The sequence below is a fragment of the Salipiger bermudensis genome, assembly GCF_020171625.1.
Lineage (GTDB): Bacteria > Pseudomonadota > Alphaproteobacteria > Rhodobacterales > Rhodobacteraceae > Salipiger > Salipiger bermudensis_B.
This window is the reverse complement of sequence record NZ_JAIUZY010000017.1, coordinates 41436-58112: the sequence shown is the minus strand read 5'-3', so window position 1 is coordinate 58112 and position 16677 is coordinate 41436. Positions and strand designations below refer to the sequence as shown.

Below are 16677 nucleotides of genomic sequence, written 5' to 3'. Positions count from 1 at the left end.
GTCTCGCCCGAGAGCTTCTTCAACCTGCTGAAGCGAGAGCGGGTCAGGCGACGGACCTACCGAACACGCGAAGAGGCCAGGCAGGATGTGTTCGACTACATCGAGATGTTCTACAACCCAAAGCGCAAACACGCCCGAAACGGAATGCTGTCGCCGGTCGACTTCGAGCGGCAGCAAAAACTGAGATACGAAGGCGTCTAAGAAACGCGGGGCTATTCAGCCGTCCGGCGGCACGTGCCGCTGACGTCGGACGGCGACCTTCGAGCAGCCCTTCTCCCGGAATGCAGCGGTACGGGCGGGCCGGGAGATCGGGGTTCAGCTCGACGATGGCTTCAGATGCAGGAGCGGGACGCGCGCTGATCGCGGCGGGCGCGTTTCGCTCAGGCCTGCCAGTAGGCCGCGATATAGGCCTGCTTCGCCGCGCCCCCGGCCGCCTTCCATGCCTTGCGCAGCCTGTCCGCATGGCGGCGCTCGCCTGCCAGCCACGGAAAACTGCCCGTATCGAGCGCGGCGCAGGCATCCGCGCCAAGCCTTGCGCCGGCCCGCATGTGCCGCCTCAGCCTCACCCCGCGATGGGCGGGAAACGGATAGCGCGCGGTGGCCTCATTGGAGGGGTAGAGATGGACCTCGCCGGTCAACCCGGGGCAGGCTTCGAGGATCCGGGCCATGGCGGGAAAGGCGGTATCGTCGATATGTGCGAGGATGCGCCCTTCGATGAGGCAACCGCCGCCGCCGGGGCCTGCAATCAGCACCTCGGTGCCGGGCGAGACCGTTTCGGCCCATGTGGTGGTCCGACCGCCCTCATGGCGGAAGATATCGAACACCAGCCTGCCACCGGTAGCGGAACGGGCGGTGTAGACCGGCAGGTGAAGCGCGTCCTCGCCCTTGGGCCAGAGCGTCGCGCCATTGCTGCCGACCGTGGGCCAGACAGGCGTGCGGCCCTGAGGCGGCAGCCCGAGGCGGAAATGGATCGCAGCCGCGCCAAAGCGCGAGACGTCGCCCGCCAGCGTCACGCGCAGAAAGCCGCAGTCGAGCGGCTCGACGCGCTCGACCCGCATCAGCCGGGCGTTGGCGGGCAGGCCGCTTCGTTCACGGTCCTGCCAGCGCAGCGCCTGTGCGGCCTCCGGGGCGAAGGCGGCGGCATGGTAGATCACGCTGTCGCGCAGGGTCTGGAGGTGATCCTCGCGCTCGGCGCTCAGGGTGATGATACAGCCCTCGGGATCGGCAGCGAAGGCCATCTCGCCGTAGACCGTGCCCAGACGCAGCGCGCAGGGATCGTCGGACCGCAGGGTCAGCCCGTGCTCTTCGGCTTGGTCAAGGATCGCGCGGCGCAGCGCATCCAGAGCGACGCCGGGCAGACGGGCGGTGTCCTGTCGGGTCATGTCAGTCTCCTCTGGCGGGGGTATGGCCGTGGCGCCCCACGGGGATCATCATCGGCTTGCCTGTCACCGGATCGGGCACCACGCGGGCCGTGAGCCCGAACACCGCTTGCAGCATGTCCTCGGTGAGTATCTCCTGAGGCGGACCGGCGGCGTGGATGCGCCCCGAGGCCACCGCGATCAGACGGTCGGCGTAGCGGGCCGCGAGATTGAGATCGTGCAGCACCATGATGACGCTCGTCTGCCTCTTGCGGTTAAGGTCGGTCAGCAGGTCGAGCACCTCGATCTGGTGGTTGATGTCGAGAAAGGTCGTCGGCTCGTCGAGCAGCAGGATGTCGGTTCGCTGCGCCAGCGCCATCGCGATCCAGACCCGCTGGCGCTGGCCACCCGAGAGGTCCTCGACCATCCGCTCCGCCAGCGCGGTCGTGGCTGTCATCACCAGCGCCTCTGTCACGGCGGCCTGATCCTGCGGCGTCCAGCGCCCGAACATCCCTTGATGCGGATGCCGCCCGCGCGAGACCAGCTCCAGAACGGTGATGCCTTCCGGCGCAATGGGGCTTTGCGGCAGCAGCCCGAGCCGTTGCGCCAGCAGGCGCGGGGGCAGGCGGTGAATGTCATCGCCGTCTAGCAGCACCTTGCCGGCGCGTGGGGGGAGCAGGCGCGACAGGGCGCGAAGCAGGGTGGATTTGCCGCAGGCATTGGCGCCAACGATGGCGGTGATCCGCCCTTGCGGGAGCGACAGGCTCAGCCCGTCGAGCACGGCGGCCTCGCCGTACCCTACGGTAAGTCCTTGGGCTTGAAGGGATTTGGTCAAAGAGAGCCTCCGGCGCGGTTGTCGCGGATGATGAGCAGAAGAAGGTAAGGCGCGCCAAGCACGCCTGTGACGATGCCCACGGGGTAGCGTGCGGGCAACAGCACCTGCCCGGCGAAATCCGCCACCAGCACCAGCGCGGCCCCGGTCAGCGCGGCGGGGATCAGCAGGCCGCCGTCCCGGCGCAGCAACCGCGCGGCGATGGGGCCGGAGAGGAAGGCGACAAAGGCCACCGGCCCCGCGGCCGCCGTGGCGAAGGCGACAAGCGCCACAGCCGCGCAGACCGTGACAAGCCGCGTGACGCCCGTCCGCACGCCAAGCCCTGCGGCCATGTCGTCGCCCATGCGCAGCGCTTCGAGGTCGCGCTGGACCAGCAGCAGCGCCCCGCCGCAGATCAGCAGGGCGATGGCCAGCGGCAGGGCTGCGCCAAGCTGCGCCCCGTTGAGAGATCCCGTCATCCAGCGCAGCGCCTCCTGCAGGGACCAGCTCGGCGCCTGCGTCAGCAGATAGGCCACAACGCTCTGCAGCATGGCCGAGACGCCGATCCCGACGAGGATCAGCCTTGCCCCCGCAACGCCCCCACGCCACGCCAGCGCGTAGATGAGCAGGGCCACGCCCAGCCCCGCGAGGACGGCAACGAGCGAGACTGCGGCGCCAGACATGCCCAGCATCACGATGCAGAAGACCGCCGCCGCCGAGGCGCCGGAGCTGATGCCGATGATGTCGGGGCTGGCAAGCGGATTGCGCAGCAGGGTCTGAAAGGCTACGCCGCCCATCCCGAAGCAGGCCCCCGCCAGCGCCCCGAGCACCGCCCGCGGCAGGCGCAGCACCGAGACGGTGAAATCCTGCGCCGCTCCGGTGAGCGCGGCAAACACGCGGGGCAGGGGCGTCACGCTCTGCCCGACGCTCAGGGTCAGCAGCGCAAGCGCAAGCCCCAGTAGCGTCAGCAGGCCAACGCGGAGGCGGCGGGCGCGGCGACTGCGCAGACGGATCGCGGCGAGGCTCATAGCGCGGCCACCCGGCGGCGGCGCACGATCCAGATGAACACGGGCGCGCCGACAAAGGCGGTGACGATGCCCACATCCAGCTCGCCGGGGCGCGCCACCACCCGCCCCGCGACATCCGCCAGCAGCAGGAGCGCCGCGCCCATGAGCATCGAGGCGGGCAGGATGCGCCGGTAGTCGACGCCGAAGACCAGCCGCGCTAGGTGCGGCACCACGAGCCCGACAAAGCCGATCGGTCCGCAGACAGCGGTTGCCCCGCCGCAGAGCGTCACCGCCCCGAGCGCGGCGATGCTACGCGCCTTCCAGACCGTCGTGCCAAGGCTTGTCGCCGTGTCCTCGCCAAGCGCCAGCAGGTTGAGATTCTGCGCCGAGGCCAGCGCCAGAAGCGCCCCTGCGCCGAGAAAGGGCAGAACCGGGGTGATGCGATCCCACGTGGCACCGCCGACGCCGCCCACCAGCCAGCTTTGCACCAATCCCGCGATGTCACCGCGCGGCAGCACCACCGCTGTCGTCAGAGAGGCCAGCGCCGCCGAGAGGGCCGCGCCTGCCAGAGCCAGCTTGAGCGGCGTCGCCCCGCCCGCGCCCAGCGAGGCGATGATCCAGACCGCCACTGCGGACACGGAGGCGCCAAGGATCGACGCGACGATATAGCCCTGCGCACTGTCCATGCCGATCGTCGCCAGCGCCACCACGACCGCCAGCGCCGCGCCGGCATTGACGCCCAGGATCCCCGGATCGGCCAGCGGATTGCGGGTCAGACCTTGCATCACCGCACCCGCCAGCCCCAGCGCTGCGCCCGCCAGCGCCGCCAGCGCGCTGCGCGGAATGCGGCTGGCCACCGCTGCCTGCCCCATCGTCTCGACGGTGCCGGTCAGGGCGCGCAGATCGTCCAGCCCGGTCAGGCGTGCCCCGACCCCAAGCGACAGCAGCCCGGCCAGCGCCAGCAGCAACAGCAGACCCAGCAGGCGCATCAGGAGGCCTTTGCCGCCGCCTCGGCCAACAGCGCGACGTAGTCTTCAAGCACATAGGGAATGCCAAGCGGCGTCGGGTGCGCCGCCGTGCCCAGCGGATCGTTGCGCAGCAAAACCACCGAGCCGCGCGCGATCGCGGGCATCCGCTCCGTCAGCACGTAGCTTTCCAGCTGGCCCAGCAGCGCGTCGGTCCCATAGGTGATCACGATGTCCACATCGTCGAGCAGGTCGATCTGTTCGGCGCTGACCTCGCCGGCAAAGCGCCCGGACTGCGAAAGCTCGGTGACAATGCGGGGCGATTGCAGCCCCAGATCCTTCAGAAAGGCAACGCGGGTGTCGTTGTCGGTGTAGAACGGAACCCGGCTGAGATCAGTCGGGTCGAGATGGGTGACGAAGATCGCCCGTTTTCCCTTGAGGACCGGATACTTGCTGACCTCGCGGGCGATCTGCGTCTCGAGATCTGCGATCAATGCCTCGCCTTCGGCCTCCATGCCCATCCCGGCGCTGTTCATGCGGATGTTCTCGCGCCAGCCGGTGGTCCAGGGCAGGTGCGGGAAGGCGACGGTGGGCGCGATCTGGCTGAGGATGGCGAAGTCGTCCGCCGAAAGCCCCGAATGCGCCGCAAGGATCACATCCGGCCGTGTCGACGCCACGGCCTCGAAGTCGATGCCGTCACCCTCGTCGAAGAGCACGGGGCGCGGGCCACCGAGTGCGTCGAGCCGCGCCGAAACCCACGGCAGCAGCCCGTCGCCGTCGTCATCGCCGAAATTCGCGGCCGCCATGCCGACCGGCACCACGCCGAGCGCCAGAGGCACCTCGTGGTTGGACCAGTTCACCGTCGCGACCCGCTCGGGAGGGCGCTCGATGACCGTCGTGCCAAGCGCGTGTTCGATCCGGATCGGATAGCCGCCCTGTGCCCGCGCGGCAGGGGCAAGCAGCGCGCCAAGCGCAAGCGTCAAGGCATAGCGGCGTGTGAACATGCTGTTTCCTTCATTGTTGGGTCTGCAAGGGGCCTAAGCGCGCCGCGCCGGGGCGGTCAACCGGGGGTGCGGGGGCAGGGGCGTCATGTTCTGACGGTTTTCATCAGGAATAGACAAAAACCGCAGAATTGTTCAAGACGCAGAAAGCCGCCTGTTGCTAAGCGCCCCGGGACAAGGGCGTCGCCGCCGCGCGCCAGTCGGGTCCTTTTGCGGTCCGACACGCGGTGGCGATCCCTTTCGCGAGCCATCCGCCCTTGCCGGAAAGCCAACACGCCGGGCCTTGCCCGGCCTCATGTCATGCAGGGAGCACGCATCACCGTGACCGCACCTATCGCCGCGCCATCGCGCCTTTCCATCCTTCTGACCGGCTGCGCCTCCATCGCGCTTCTGTCGCTGCCGGCCCATGCGCAGGAGAGTGTCTCGCTCGGAACGATCTTCCTCGAAACCGCCAGCGACGGCAGCGACGACGACGAGACCATCGTGGCCGACCAGATCTCGAGCGGCAGCGGCCTGCCGAGCGATGTTTTGGACAGCTCGGCCAGCGTGTCGGTGATCACCTCGAAAGAAATCGAGCGGCGCGGCGCCACCAGCACCGAGCAGGTGCTGCAATATACCGCCGGCGTGTCGACCGATTTCTATGGCCGGGATGACCGTTACGACTTCTTCAAGATCCGGGCCTACGACGCCACCACCTATCGCGATGGCATGCTGATCGGCGATGCGTTCGGTGGCATTCGCGAAGAGGTCTATGCCTTTGATCGCGTGGAGGTTCTGAAAGGGGCCAATTCGACCGCCTTCGGCCTTGCCGATCCCGGCGGCGCGGTGAACTTCATCACCAAGACCCCGACAGGCGAGCGTCTGCGCGAAATCTACGGCGCGGTGGGCAGCTTCGAGCACAGGGAGCTTGGCTTCGACCTGGGCGACACCTTCGCGCAGAACAGCGATTTCTCGTGGCGGCTGACCGGCAAGATCCAGGACAGCGCCGCCGAGACGGACGACTCCAATGATGACGAGAGCTTCCTCATGGGCGGGCTTTCCTGGCGCCCGACCGACCGTACCACGGTCAGCCTGGTCTACGATCACCTCTATCGAGACGGCTACCCGAACTCCTCGGGCTATCCCGCGACGGGCGACGATTTCGACCGCGATCTGTTCCTCGGTGAGCCGGACTTCAACTATCTCGACACCGACCGCGATACGCTCACCCTGAAGGCCGAGCATGATTTCGGAGGCGGGTTGGAGCTCGGCGCGTCGCTGCGCTTTGCCGAAGGCACGGGCGGGTTTGGCTACGTCTTTCTGGGCGATGTGACCTCGCTGCCCGACACCACCGTATCGCGCTACTACTTCGCCAATGACGCCGACTTCGCCAATTTCGTGGGTGATGCGCACCTGATGTACGAGACAAGCTTCGGCACCGTGTCGAGCCGGACAATGGGCGGCGTGGAATACCGCGACAACCATCGTCACAACACCCTGTGGTATACTCGGGCCGCGGATATCGACTGGGAAGATCCGGTCTATACCGGCGGGCTGGATCTGGACAGCACCGATCCCTATCAGGAGACCACCACCAACACCAAGGTCAAGTCGGTCTATCTTCAGCAGGAGTTCACCCGCGACCAGTTCATTCTGCAGGCCGGTCTGCGTCGCGACTGGATCGATCAGGAGGTGCGCGACCATCTGAGCGGTGTGACGACATCCGGCGAGAGCATGGAAGACACCATGCGCCTTGGGCTGACCTACAAAATCACGCCGAACCTCTCGGTCTTCGGCTCCTACGCCGAGTCCGTCGTGCCTGCCGGGCTCGGGGTCGAGCCCGAACGTGGCGAGCAATACGAGCTGGGTGTGAAATACCGCCCCGAGGGCTTCCGAGGGCTGCTTTCGGCGTCGATCTACGACCTGAGCAAATACAACGAGACGATCACCAACGCCGACACACTGCTGCAGGAAGTGCGGGGCGAGTCGCGTGTGCAGGGGATCGACCTCGAAGCCAAGGCCGAGATCACCGAGCGCCTGTCGATGACCGCCGCGTACAGCTACATCGAGTCCGAGATCGTCGAGTCGAACCTCGGCGACAACGACGGCAACGAGCTGGCCTCGACGCCGAAGCGTTCCGGATCTGTCTGGGTCGACTATCTGGTGCCGGGGCAGGGGTCCTTCGGGGATCTGAGCCTTGGGCTGGGTACGCGCTACACCGGCGAATACTGGCGCTCGGATGCCAATAGCTCGAAGACGGACTCGGCGTGGATCTGGGATGCCGCCATCGGCTACGAAATCGCGGAAGGCACCGAGATGCAGCTGAACGTGAGCAACCTGTTCGATGAAAAGCACATCGCCCAGGGCGGCTTTTCGACCGATTACTACAATGCCGGTCGCGAGATTTCCCTGACCCTGCGCCATAGCTGGTAAGGTCCTCAAGAGAGCAAGGCCCGTCTGCCAGCTGCGTGCGGGCCTTACGGTTCGGCAGGGCTATGCCTGCCAGACTGCCTCGTGATCGACGACCACGAAAGCGGGGTTTACCGGGCCAGGGCCTCGCGCCGCCACGCGGACGGCGTCGTCCCGGCGTGGCGCCGGAACACGCGGGTCAGGTGGCCCTGATCGGCGAAGTCGAAGCGCGCGGCAATCTCCGCAATCGTCAGATCCTCTCGCATGAGGCATTCCTTCACCGCAGAAATGCGCTGTTCCTGCTGCCATTGCAGCGGGGTCTTGCCGGTGGTGCGTTTGAACGCGTGGCTGAACCAGCCTTCCGAAAGCCCGACCTCCTGCGCCAGCTCGGCATTGCTCGCCTTGCCGCCACGCCTTTCAAGGAAGGCGCGCAGGCGGCGCATCTGCCAAGGCGTCAGTCCGCCCTGACGGCCCGTCTCCTCCTCTGCATCGACAGCCGGGGCCACCAGCCCCGTGACAAGCGCAACCGCAAGGCTTTCGGCGAAGGCGGGCGCGCGGGAGGGCGAACCGATCTCGCCCGCCAGCGCCTGCGCCAGTGCCGCCAGAGGCCCCACATCCTGAACCTCGGCTTGCCGCTGCAGCGCCTCAGCGGCCACGTCATGGCCCAGCAGCGGCGACAGCCGGTCAAGCAGCCAGCGCCCGTCGAGGTGCAGATCCAGATGGGAAAAACTGTGCGCCGCGTTGAAGCTTGTCCACATCGGAACGCCAGCGGGAACGTAGAGCGCCCTCAGCATCGGGCGCCATGCCGCCGGGTCGATCTCGCTTTGCTCTGCCAAACGGATGATGCCCGAAACGTCATTGAAAAACAGCATTACGCGCGGATCCGGGGCGCGGTAGTAGCCCGTGGCGCCTGATGTCGCGCGGGCCTCCCAATGAACCGCGCACATGCGCTCGAACGACCGCCAGCGAACCGGCGCCGTGCGCGAGATGCCGTCGGTCCGGCAGATCATTGAATGCATGAAGCCCAAGAGACCACACCTGATGTCGCTCGACAGAAGATCGCTTCGCAGGCTGCGTGGCTGGAGGCGGAGCTTATAACGCTCCGCCGGTGCCCACAAGCCGGCCATCTCCCGACGGGCCGGCAGGACGTTGCCCGAGGCGCTCGGCAAGGCCTCTCGCGCGGGTCTGCGGCTGCCGCCTCCGCGCACGTCACGTAGCTGACTGCGAAACCCATATTCATACGGCGCAGACACCCGCCCAGCGGAGGGTTGATCGGTGTTGGAGCCAAACCACCCAAGACCTCGCATTCATCGTGTGACAATCAGACGGAAGCAGCCCCTCGTGCGCCCGGCGGGTCTGAGCTGACACGACTTGGCTGGCTACTCGGCGCTCTGGCCGGTCAGCCAACGGGAGAACGTGCTCATCGCTGGCGTGGATGGGCGGTCGGACGGCCAGGCAAGGTAGTAACGTCCGACCGAAACGGCGACCCCGAACGGCTGTGCCAAGCGACCTTGGGCGATGTAGCTCTCGAACATCGAGATCGGCAGCAGCGCCACGCCTGCGCCCGAGGCGGCCAGTTCCGCCAGTGCGATCGAGCTGTCGAAGACCGGCCCGGTGACGGGCGGGCAGGGCACGCCCGCGGCCTCGAACCAGCCCGGCCATTCGGCGCTTCGGTAGCTGCGCAGGAGCGTGACCTGCCCGAGGTCCGAAGGATGCAGGAGACGTGACGCGAGGCGCGGCGCGCAGAGTGGCGCCATCGGTGCGTCTGCCAGCGGGATCGCCTCGTGTCCGGTCCAGCCTCCGGTGCCGAAGCGGATCGCCATGTCGAGCCCTTCGCGCAGGATCTCCACGCGGTTGTTGTTGGTCGAGATCCTGAGGTCGATCTCGGGATGGGCCTGCCGGAACGCCTCGAGCCGCGGCATCAGCCAGCCCATCGCGAAGGTCGTGTTGACGCCGACCTTCAGCACCTCGATGTCGCGCCGCCCGCCGAGACGGTCGAGCACCCGCGCCATCGCGTCGAAGCCATGCTCGAGCACGGGGAAGAGCAGGCGGCCCTCGTCGGTCGGCACCAGCCCCTGCGAGGTTCTCAGGAACAGGGTCGCGCCAAGCAGGTCCTCGAGCCGCGCGATCTGGTGGCTGACGGCAGCCTGGGTGACGCGCAGTTCGATCGCCGCCTTGGTAAAGCTGCCCTGGCGCATGGCGACTTCGAACACGCGCAGGGCATTGAGCGGCAGGTCGGGGCGGTCCATGGCAATACTTCAGTTAATGGCTGGCCATAAGATTTGTCGTTTGATGGCTTATATCAAGCCGAAATATACAGTCCGCATGACATCATGTGATGTCGCATCCCCAGCGCCACTGGCGCAGATCCTGAAAGGAATGGTCCCATGCGGTTCCCCGCTTTCGTCCTGTCGCGTGTCGCGACAGGGCTCACTCTCGGCCTGTTCATGGCCACGGCCTCCCTCGCCGAAACGCCTGTCGAGGCGCTCTCAAACACCGTCGCGCGGATCGAGGAGCAGCTCGGCGCCCGCGTCGGCGTCTCGCTTGTGGAGACTGGCTCGGGGTGGTCCTGGTCGCACCGCGAGGACGAGCGTTTCCTCATGAACAGCACGGTCAAGGTGCCGGTCTGCGGCGCCATCCTGGCGCGGTGGGACGCGGGCACGCTGTCGCTCTCCGATGCGCTGCCGGTGCGCGAGGCCGACCTCGTGCCCTATGCGCCGGTCACAGAGACGCGGGTCGGTGGCAGCATGACCCTCGACGCGCTGTGCCGCGCGGCGATCGACCAAAGCGACAACGTGGCGGCGAACCTCCTGATCGGGCATCTCGGCGGGCCGGAGGCGGTGACGCAGTTCTTCCGCAGCGTCGGCGATATTACCAGTCGCGTTGACCGCATCGAGCCCAAGCTGAACGACTTCGCCCCGGGAGACGAACGGGACACCACCAGCCCGGCCGCCATGTCCGACACGCTGCGGGTGCTGCTGCTGGGCGATGCGCTGTCTCCGGAGGCGCGCGGGCAGCTGGCGGAGTGGATGCGTCATGGCGGCGTGACCGGCGCATTGCTGCGCGCCGAGGCCGAGGACGACTGGCTGATCCTCGACAAGTCGGGCAGCGGAAGCCACACGCGCAACCTCGTCGCGGTGATCCAGCCTGACGGCGAGGCGCCTTGGATCGCGACGATGTTCATCTCGGATACGGACGCGGCCTTCGAGCTCCGCAACGACGCGCTGAAGGATCTGGGCCGGGCGGTGGCCGCTGTCATTCGCGAGTGACGTCTCTCAGGCGTGGCGTTCGCTCCGACACTTGGTGAGCGTCGGGGCATGCGCGGCGCGAGATCACGCGCTTGCGTAGCCGACAGCGCCGGTGGAGTGGCTAGCGATGCCGGGTCTGCCGGGGCCGCTCCATCACCTTTCCCAGAGCGACGCTGGAAGTCTGCACCATCGCGTTGGCGCTGGTCTTCAGGCAGCACCGGTCGGACCATCGCGCCAGGTGCTGCATCACAGCTAGGGCCAGAACGAAAGGCCTTCGCTGCGCTGGCCATGCGATCACACAGCCAAGATGGAAGCCGACAATCAGGGCGGGCCAAGATTGAGGGTTGTTCTGCATCGACAAATGACGGAACCGAGCCCTTTTGCGACACTCGCGGCGCCATTGGCGAGTGTCACCCGTCGGAAGAAGATGGGACGCAGCCCATGGTCTATGGGCTGCGTCGGGCGCCTTACTGCATCGCGCTGTCGAGGAAATCCGCCACGACGTTTGACATGTCGAAGGACGCCCCACCCTGCACCGGCGGGTATTCCGCAAGCGTCTGCAGGTGCTGGCCCATGAGCACGCTCATCGGCTGCATCATCCAGGACACCTTCTGCATCAGGTGACCGTAGGCGTCGGTGCTGCTGTAGCTCTCGAAGGGGTCCATGCGGATGTTGAACACCAGCGGCGCGGTGCGCGCCTGCAGGCTGTCGTAATAGTCCTCCTTGGTGGAGAAGTGGAACTTCCACGGACCCATGCGGACAGCGGTCAGCTTGCTCTCGTAGTAGTGGAAGATGTGCGTGCGGCGCGAGGCCTCCTCTTCGCCCATCCAGTACGGCAGATTGTTCACCCCGTCGATATACTGCTGCTTCTCTTCCATGACCTCGGCAGCCACGTCCTCGATCCCGGCGGCGGCAGCCAGCGAGGTGAACATGTCCTGGTGGCCCTGGATGCCGTTGCGGATCTCACCCTCGGGCAGATGCCCGGGCCAGCGGATCATCGACGGCACGCGCACGCCGCCCTCGTAGGTGGTCATCTTCTCGCCGCGGAACGGCGTTGTGCCACCATGTGGCCAGGAATTGTGCTCGGGCCCGTTGTCGGTCGAGTACCAGACGATGGTGTTGTCGGCGAGGCCCTGCTCGTCGAGCCAATCGAGGACCATGCCGATGTCGTGGTCGTGTTGCAGCATTCCCGAGCCGTAGAGGTCGGCCTCCGAGGTGTATTCCTCGGCGGCATAGCGCCATTCGTCGTTGAGCCGTGTGTAAAGGTGCATCCGGCTGGTGTTGAGCCAGACGAAGAAGGGCTCACCCGCTTCCTTGGCCGCGGACATGAAGTCGATCGCCAGCGGCAGCACCTCTTCCTCGTCGAACATCTTCATCCGCTCTTGGGTGAGCGGGCCGGTGTCCTCGATGGTCTGCATGCCGACCTTGCCGAAGCGCGGCTGCTCGGTAGGATCGTCGGTTTCGGACGCGAAGGAGTGGATCACACCGCGCGTGCCGAACTGGGCTTCATACTCCTCCAGAGAGCCCGAGAACGCCTCACCGAAACGCTGGTAGTCGCGCTGCTCGGCCTCTTCCTGGGTGTTGAGGTGGTAAAGGTTGCCGAAGAACTCGTCGAAGCCATGTACCGTCGGCAGGTGCTCGTTGCGGTCACCAAGGTGGTTCTTGCCGAAATGCCCGGTGCGGTAGCCGATCTGCTTGAGCTCTTCTGCGAGCGTGGGCGAGGCGGCCTGCAGGCCAAGGGCCGAGCCCGGCTGACCCACCGTCGTCATGCCCGACCGGATCGGGTATTGCCCGGTGATGAATGCGGCGCGGCCTGCGGTGCAGCTCGGCTGCGCGTAGTGATCGGTAAAGCGGATGCCCTCCATGGCGATCCGGTCGATATTGGGCGTGGTGTAGCCCATGGTGCCCATGCCGTAGGACGACAGGTTCGACCAGCCAATGTCATCGCCCCAGATCACCAGGATATTGGGTTTCTCGGGCTGGTCCTGCGCGACGACCGGGCCCGCAAGGCCCAGAACCGCCAGCGGAATCGCCAGAAGATATGATCGAGACATCACTTCTCTCCAATTCTTTAATTGCTTGGAATCAAACTTGTGTCCCGAGGGTAGCACAATTTTGGCGTGTGTCGCTCGGGCCAATCTTATAAGGGGAATTTTTGGCATCGTCCGCCGAAGTCCATCCAAGAACATTGGAAATGCGCTGCAAGGGAAAGGCCGGCGGGGATTTCTGAATCAGCAGCGTGCGCGGACCATGATGCGATAGTCCTTGCCGTTCTGGAACATTTCGATCCTGCGCAGCCCGTCTACCACCATGCGATGCGTGGCCTCTCGGGCGAGGAGCAAGGTGTCGCATGTCATGCTGTTGTGGTCGTCCATGACTTCGATCCTTCCGCCATCGACGCAGGTAGTTCGCTCTGATGTTTTGGCGGTCATTCAAGCCTCCCGGCGTTTACTGGACTGGAGCTGTTCGACCGTTCGCTGCGGTCTGCGACCCCTCGGTCGAAGCGCAGCGGATGTCCGGTTCGAGCCCTCAATCGTCATTGAAGCTGGTGGCACTGCGGCTTACTCTCATCCCGTCACAGACGGAGATTTATGCACAGAGGCTTGGATTGACCCGCATCTAGCGGCATCGCTCGGCACGCGGATGCCGACCCTTTTTGCATGATTTCTTTGGAGTTCTCATGAAGAACGCAAATGTGGTGATCCGGCCCTTCGACGCGGCAACGGATCTGGAAAGACTGTCGACCATATGGTTCGCCGCCTCGCTGAAGGCGCACCCCTTCATCGGTGAAACAAGGCTGACGGAACAGCGCAGGCTGATCGAGGAGACGTATCTGCCAGAGGCGGAGACCTCCGTGGCTTGCCTTGACGGAGACGCTGTTGGCTTCATCAGCCTTTTGGACTGTTTCATCGGCGGGATCTTCATCGCGCCGGGCTGGCAAGGCCACGGGATCGGGCGCAGGCTTATCGCCGACGCCCTGGCCCGGAAGGGCGAACTGTCCCTCGAGGTCTATACCGCGAATGAGCAAGCCGTCCGCTTCTACAGGAGGCTCGGATTTCAGGAGGTGTCCCGGCGCGCGGTCGATGATTTTGGCTTCCCGTTCCCGAATGCCTCCCTCCGGATCAAGGCCTGAGACTAGGGCTGGCAGGGCCATTCCCTGCCAGCCCACCTGCGCGACGGTCGGGATCGCGCGCGTCTTGGCCCCTCAGAGCCGGTCCAGCGCGGTCGTGACCGTATCGGCGAGCACGTCAGCAGGCTGTGTGCCGTCAAGCCTTAGAACCGGAGCGGTTTGCGCTTCAAGCCAGCGCTCATGCTGCGCGAGATTGCGCCCTGTGAACGACGGATCATCGTAGCGAGAGGCCCAGTCACGAAATGCCAGATGGCCTTCATGCATGTCGCCACCCGGCAGGATCCGATCACCATGTCTTTGTGCCTCCCGGTGCTCCAGACGGCGCATCCGTATCGTCGTCGGAGTATACAGAAAGGCGATGATCTCGACATGCTCGATCAGGCGATCCCCCCAGCCGATGAAGGAGCCTGACAGAACCCAGCCGTCGGTCCGGGATTGCCTCTCCTGGATCAGGCGGACCCGATCTTCCGGTGGGCGCTTCGTCGTGAATGGGGGATCTGTCGGCAGCCAGTAGAAGCCGTCGACATCCAGCAGCGGCACGCGCAGGCGCGCCGACAGCGTGGCCCCGAGCGTCGAGACGCCCGAGCAGGATGCTCCTATCAGATATAGTCTTGGCATGTCAGATCGCTGTTCCTATTCACACCCGAGAGCGCAATGGCGGTGCGCGTCGCCGTCTACAATATCCGCGTCGTCCCGCTGTGCTGCCACTCAGACGCGCCGCGATTGGCGGTTCCGAGTGGTCAACAGACGTAGATCAAGCGCTAGGCTGCAGCTCGACCGGGTTGGTGGCTCAAAAGAAGAAGCAGCCCAAAGACAATCATACCGCTTCCGGATGCGCGCTGAAACCAATGGAGCTTCGTTGAAGCGAAGGCCACCGCAAAGCGCCCGACCGTCGCATAGATCAGGATTGCGATGGCTTCGAGTGCTATTGGGGGCTGTATGCTGTCCTCCGGAAGAGCGCCCCGGCGCACCTTTGGGCGTTTGCCTGTTTCTCGAGGCAGGCAGCGCGCTCCGGTGTCCGATTGCAAAAGGAGATGCGTCAGAAGCCCTGGACCCGCGTCTTAAAGACTGGCGTGTCCGAGGCGGCTGGCGCGCCGCTTGCGCTTGAGAGCGGTGCCACACCCCGGGCGCCGCGTCTTGATGTTCTGAGAGCATTTCGAGCGCGCCTCACCTTTGGAAGGGGGGATGCGATTGATTCAGAAGCACGCTTCCGCCTTCCTCGCGGGCAGTTGATCTGGGCGAGATTTCGGCGACGGTCGCCGCAGGCGCTCTTCGTCCTATTTGGCAGAGAAAGCCGCCGCCCCCCCCTACCATCGCGCGGGTGGCGCCTCACCTGACGACCAAATGCGGGAGAATACCCATGTCCACCACCGGCCAACAGCTTTTCACGACACTCGACCCCGATGGCACGCTGACCGTTGCGCTCGAGGAGGTCACCACCCCCGATCCTACCGGCGCCCAAGTGCTGGTGAAGATGGAGGCCGCGCCGATCAACCCCTCCGACCTCGCCATCCTCGTGGGCGCCGCGGATATCGAGACGGCGGAGTTCACGCCGGGCAAGTTCGTGGCGAAGGTGCCCGAGCCTGCCAATGCCGGCTCGAAAGCGCGGCACGGGCTGAAGCTGCCTGCCGGGAACGAAGGGGCGGGCACGGTCATTGCCGCCGGCGACGACCCGGCCGCGCAGGCGCTGATCGGTCAGCGCGTTTCCTGCGTGCCGGGCAATGCCTACAGCCAGTATTGCCTTGCCGACGCCGCCATGTGCCTGCCGCTGGGGGAGCACTCGGCGGAGGAGGGCGCCAGCGCCTTCGTCAATCCGATGACCGCGCTCGGGTTCGTGGAGACGGCCAAGCGCGAGGGGCAGGAGTCGATCCTGCACACGGTCGGGGCCTCGAACCTCGGGCAGATGCTGACGCGCATCTGCCTCGAGGACGGCATGGGGCTGGTGAACATCGTGCGGAAAGCCGATCAGGCCGAACTGCTGCGCGACATCGGGTCGACCCACGTCGTGAACTCCGCCGACGACGACTTCATGGCGCAGCTCACCAAGGCGATCGACGACACCGGGGCCTTCTGCGGCTTCGACCCGATCGGCGGGGGCAAGTCGGTCGACACGGCCTTCCGCGCGATGGAGCAGGTCGCGGTCAGCCGCATGGACGAATACTCGCGCTACGGCTCGAACCAGCCCAAGCGGATGTACATCTACGGCCGCCTCGACACCAACGAGACGGTGCTGACGCCCGCCTACGGGTTCGGCTGGACCCTGTCGGGCTGGCTGCTGTTCCCGTTCCTGCAATCTGCCGGCAGCGAGACGGTCGCCCGCATGCGCGCGCGGGTGCGCGACAACCTGACCACGACCTTTGCCAGCCACTACAAGACACGGGTCACTCTCGAAGAGATGCTCACCCGCGAGGCGGTCAGCGACTTTAGCCAGATGAAGACCGGCGAGAAGTACCTCGTGACGCCATGGGGGTGAGGGGCGCCTGAAGACGCGCCGTCGATCGACCCAACGCGACGGTCGTTTTTGGATGGCGTTCGAAACGGGGGCAGGAACGGGGGGCAGGGCTGATTGCGACCGATCCGCCGGTTTGGTCCGGCGCCCTGTCTGTCGCCGTGTCTGATCTTCGAGCTGACCTGACCGATTGAAGTCTGCCTTCAGGCCATGTGGTTGGCGGTCGTCCGGCGGCTCGGAGAGGTCCTGAGGCAGCTCAGAGCCGGCACTGGCAAAACCACCGCCAAGTCTGGGGCCCATAGCTGCGCGTCACGCGCAGC

General features: G+C 65.9%; 15 protein-coding genes. 5 read left to right on the top strand and 10 right to left on the bottom strand.

Annotated elements, in window-relative coordinates:
* Positions 1 to 201, top strand: a 201-nt coding sequence (locus LCM15_RS20890) for an IS3 family transposase (RefSeq protein ID WP_224855708.1), incomplete at its 5' end; no start/stop codon positions are given.
* A gap of 179 nt (positions 202 to 380) precedes the next feature.
* On the opposite strand, the gene LCM15_RS20885 is transcribed toward LCM15_RS20890, so the two are convergent.
* Genes LCM15_RS20885 through LCM15_RS20865 form a run of 5 tightly spaced genes read right to left on the bottom strand, consistent with a single transcriptional unit; the run spans position 381 to position 5145 of the window.
* On the bottom strand, positions 381 to 1382 hold the full coding sequence (locus LCM15_RS20885; protein ID WP_224859767.1) for a siderophore-interacting protein: 1002 nt from the start codon (positions 1380 to 1382) through the stop codon (positions 381 to 383).
* 1 nt (position 1383) lies between these two features.
* The gene (locus LCM15_RS20880; protein ID WP_224859766.1) at positions 1384 to 2193 is read right to left on the bottom strand and encodes an ABC transporter ATP-binding protein; all 810 of its coding nucleotides are present in this window, start codon (positions 2191 to 2193) and stop codon (positions 1384 to 1386) included.
* Positions 2190 to 3197, bottom strand: coding sequence for a FecCD family ABC transporter permease (locus LCM15_RS20875; protein ID WP_224859765.1), 1008 nt, complete (start codon positions 3195 to 3197; stop codon positions 2190 to 2192). Before LCM15_RS20875 ends, LCM15_RS20880 begins: the two co-directional genes overlap by 4 nt.
* On the bottom strand, positions 3194 to 4165 hold the full coding sequence (locus LCM15_RS20870; RefSeq protein ID WP_224859764.1) for a FecCD family ABC transporter permease: 972 nt from the start codon (positions 4163 to 4165) through the stop codon (positions 3194 to 3196). Before LCM15_RS20870 ends, LCM15_RS20875 begins: the two co-directional genes overlap by 4 nt.
* Complete coding sequence (locus tag LCM15_RS20865; protein ID WP_224859763.1) at positions 4165 to 5145, bottom strand: iron-siderophore ABC transporter substrate-binding protein; 981 nt, start codon at positions 5143 to 5145, stop codon at positions 4165 to 4167. The genes LCM15_RS20870 and LCM15_RS20865 overlap by 1 nt, the downstream gene beginning before the upstream one ends.
* A gap of 318 nt (positions 5146 to 5463) precedes the next feature.
* Between LCM15_RS20865 and LCM15_RS20860 the strand changes: the two genes are divergently transcribed.
* On the top strand, positions 5464 to 7554 hold the full coding sequence (locus tag LCM15_RS20860) for a TonB-dependent receptor (protein WP_224859762.1): 2091 nt from the start codon (positions 5464 to 5466) through the stop codon (positions 7552 to 7554).
* A gap of 107 nt (positions 7555 to 7661) precedes the next feature.
* On the opposite strand, the gene LCM15_RS20855 is transcribed toward LCM15_RS20860, so the two are convergent.
* Both LCM15_RS20855 and LCM15_RS20850 read right to left on the bottom strand, forming a co-directional pair.
* The gene (locus LCM15_RS20855) at positions 7662 to 8699 is read right to left on the bottom strand and encodes a helix-turn-helix domain-containing protein (RefSeq protein ID WP_224859761.1); all 1038 of its coding nucleotides are present in this window, start codon (positions 8697 to 8699) and stop codon (positions 7662 to 7664) included.
* A 210-nt stretch (positions 8700 to 8909) separates the two neighbouring features.
* Positions 8910 to 9779, bottom strand: coding sequence for a LysR family transcriptional regulator (locus LCM15_RS20850; protein WP_224859760.1), 870 nt, complete (start codon positions 9777 to 9779; stop codon positions 8910 to 8912).
* Between the two features lie 138 nt (positions 9780 to 9917).
* On the opposite strand from LCM15_RS20850, the gene blaRCP reads away from it, so the two are divergent.
* Positions 9918 to 10799, top strand: a complete 882-nt coding sequence (blaRCP, locus tag LCM15_RS20845; protein WP_224859759.1) for an RCP family class A beta-lactamase — start codon at positions 9918 to 9920, stop codon at positions 10797 to 10799.
* Between the two features lie 446 nt (positions 10800 to 11245).
* On the opposite strand, the gene LCM15_RS20840 is transcribed toward blaRCP, so the two are convergent.
* Positions 11246 to 12832, bottom strand: a complete 1587-nt coding sequence (locus tag LCM15_RS20840) for an arylsulfatase (RefSeq protein WP_224859758.1) — start codon at positions 12830 to 12832, stop codon at positions 11246 to 11248.
* 177 nt (positions 12833 to 13009) lie between these two features.
* A complete protein-coding gene (locus tag LCM15_RS20835) occupies positions 13010 to 13210 on the bottom strand; it encodes a hypothetical protein (RefSeq protein ID WP_224859757.1) in 201 nt (66 codons plus the stop codon).
* Positions 13211 to 13458: 248 nt separating this feature from the next.
* Between LCM15_RS20835 and LCM15_RS20830 the strand changes: the two genes are divergently transcribed.
* On the top strand, positions 13459 to 13911 hold the full coding sequence (locus LCM15_RS20830; protein WP_224859756.1) for a GNAT family N-acetyltransferase: 453 nt from the start codon (positions 13459 to 13461) through the stop codon (positions 13909 to 13911).
* Between the two features lie 72 nt (positions 13912 to 13983).
* Here the strand turns inward: LCM15_RS20830 and LCM15_RS20825 are convergent, their stop codons facing one another.
* The gene (locus LCM15_RS20825; RefSeq protein WP_224859755.1) at positions 13984 to 14526 is read right to left on the bottom strand and encodes an adenylate kinase; all 543 of its coding nucleotides are present in this window, start codon (positions 14524 to 14526) and stop codon (positions 13984 to 13986) included.
* Between the two features lie 742 nt (positions 14527 to 15268).
* On the opposite strand from LCM15_RS20825, the gene LCM15_RS20820 reads away from it, so the two are divergent.
* Positions 15269 to 16381 carry a zinc-binding dehydrogenase gene (locus LCM15_RS20820; protein ID WP_224859754.1) on the top strand — a complete coding sequence of 371 codons (1113 nt, stop codon included), beginning with the start codon at positions 15269 to 15271 and terminating at the stop codon, positions 16379 to 16381.
* The last annotated feature ends 296 nt before the right edge of the window (positions 16382 to 16677 follow it).

Excerpts from the sequence above, each read along its gene's own strand:
- LCM15_RS20835 (WP_224859757.1), bottom strand. The coding sequence starts at position 13,210 with ATGACCGCCAAAACATCAGAGCGAACTACCTGCGTCGATGGCGGAAGG.
- LCM15_RS20850 (WP_224859760.1), bottom strand. The coding sequence starts at position 9,779 with ATGGACCGCCCCGACCTGCCGCTCAATGCCCTGCGCGTGTTCGAAGTC.
- LCM15_RS20875 (WP_224859765.1), bottom strand. The coding sequence starts at position 3,197 with ATGAGCCTCGCCGCGATCCGTCTGCGCAGTCGCCGCGCCCGCCGCCTC.
- LCM15_RS20830 (WP_224859756.1), top strand. The coding sequence starts at position 13,459 with ATGAAGAACGCAAATGTGGTGATCCGGCCCTTCGACGCGGCAACGGAT.
- LCM15_RS20885 (WP_224859767.1), bottom strand. The coding sequence starts at position 1,382 with ATGACCCGACAGGACACCGCCCGTCTGCCCGGCGTCGCTCTGGATGCG.
- blaRCP (WP_224859759.1), top strand. The coding sequence starts at position 9,918 with ATGCGGTTCCCCGCTTTCGTCCTGTCGCGTGTCGCGACAGGGCTCACT.
- LCM15_RS20865 (WP_224859763.1), bottom strand. The coding sequence starts at position 5,145 with ATGTTCACACGCCGCTATGCCTTGACGCTTGCGCTTGGCGCGCTGCTT.
- LCM15_RS20840 (WP_224859758.1), bottom strand. The coding sequence starts at position 12,832 with ATGTCTCGATCATATCTTCTGGCGATTCCGCTGGCGGTTCTGGGCCTT.
- LCM15_RS20870 (WP_224859764.1), bottom strand. The coding sequence starts at position 4,165 with ATGCGCCTGCTGGGTCTGCTGTTGCTGCTGGCGCTGGCCGGGCTGCTG.
- LCM15_RS20820 (WP_224859754.1), top strand. The coding sequence starts at position 15,269 with ATGTCCACCACCGGCCAACAGCTTTTCACGACACTCGACCCCGATGGC.
- LCM15_RS20825 (WP_224859755.1), bottom strand. The coding sequence starts at position 14,526 with ATGCCAAGACTATATCTGATAGGAGCATCCTGCTCGGGCGTCTCGACG.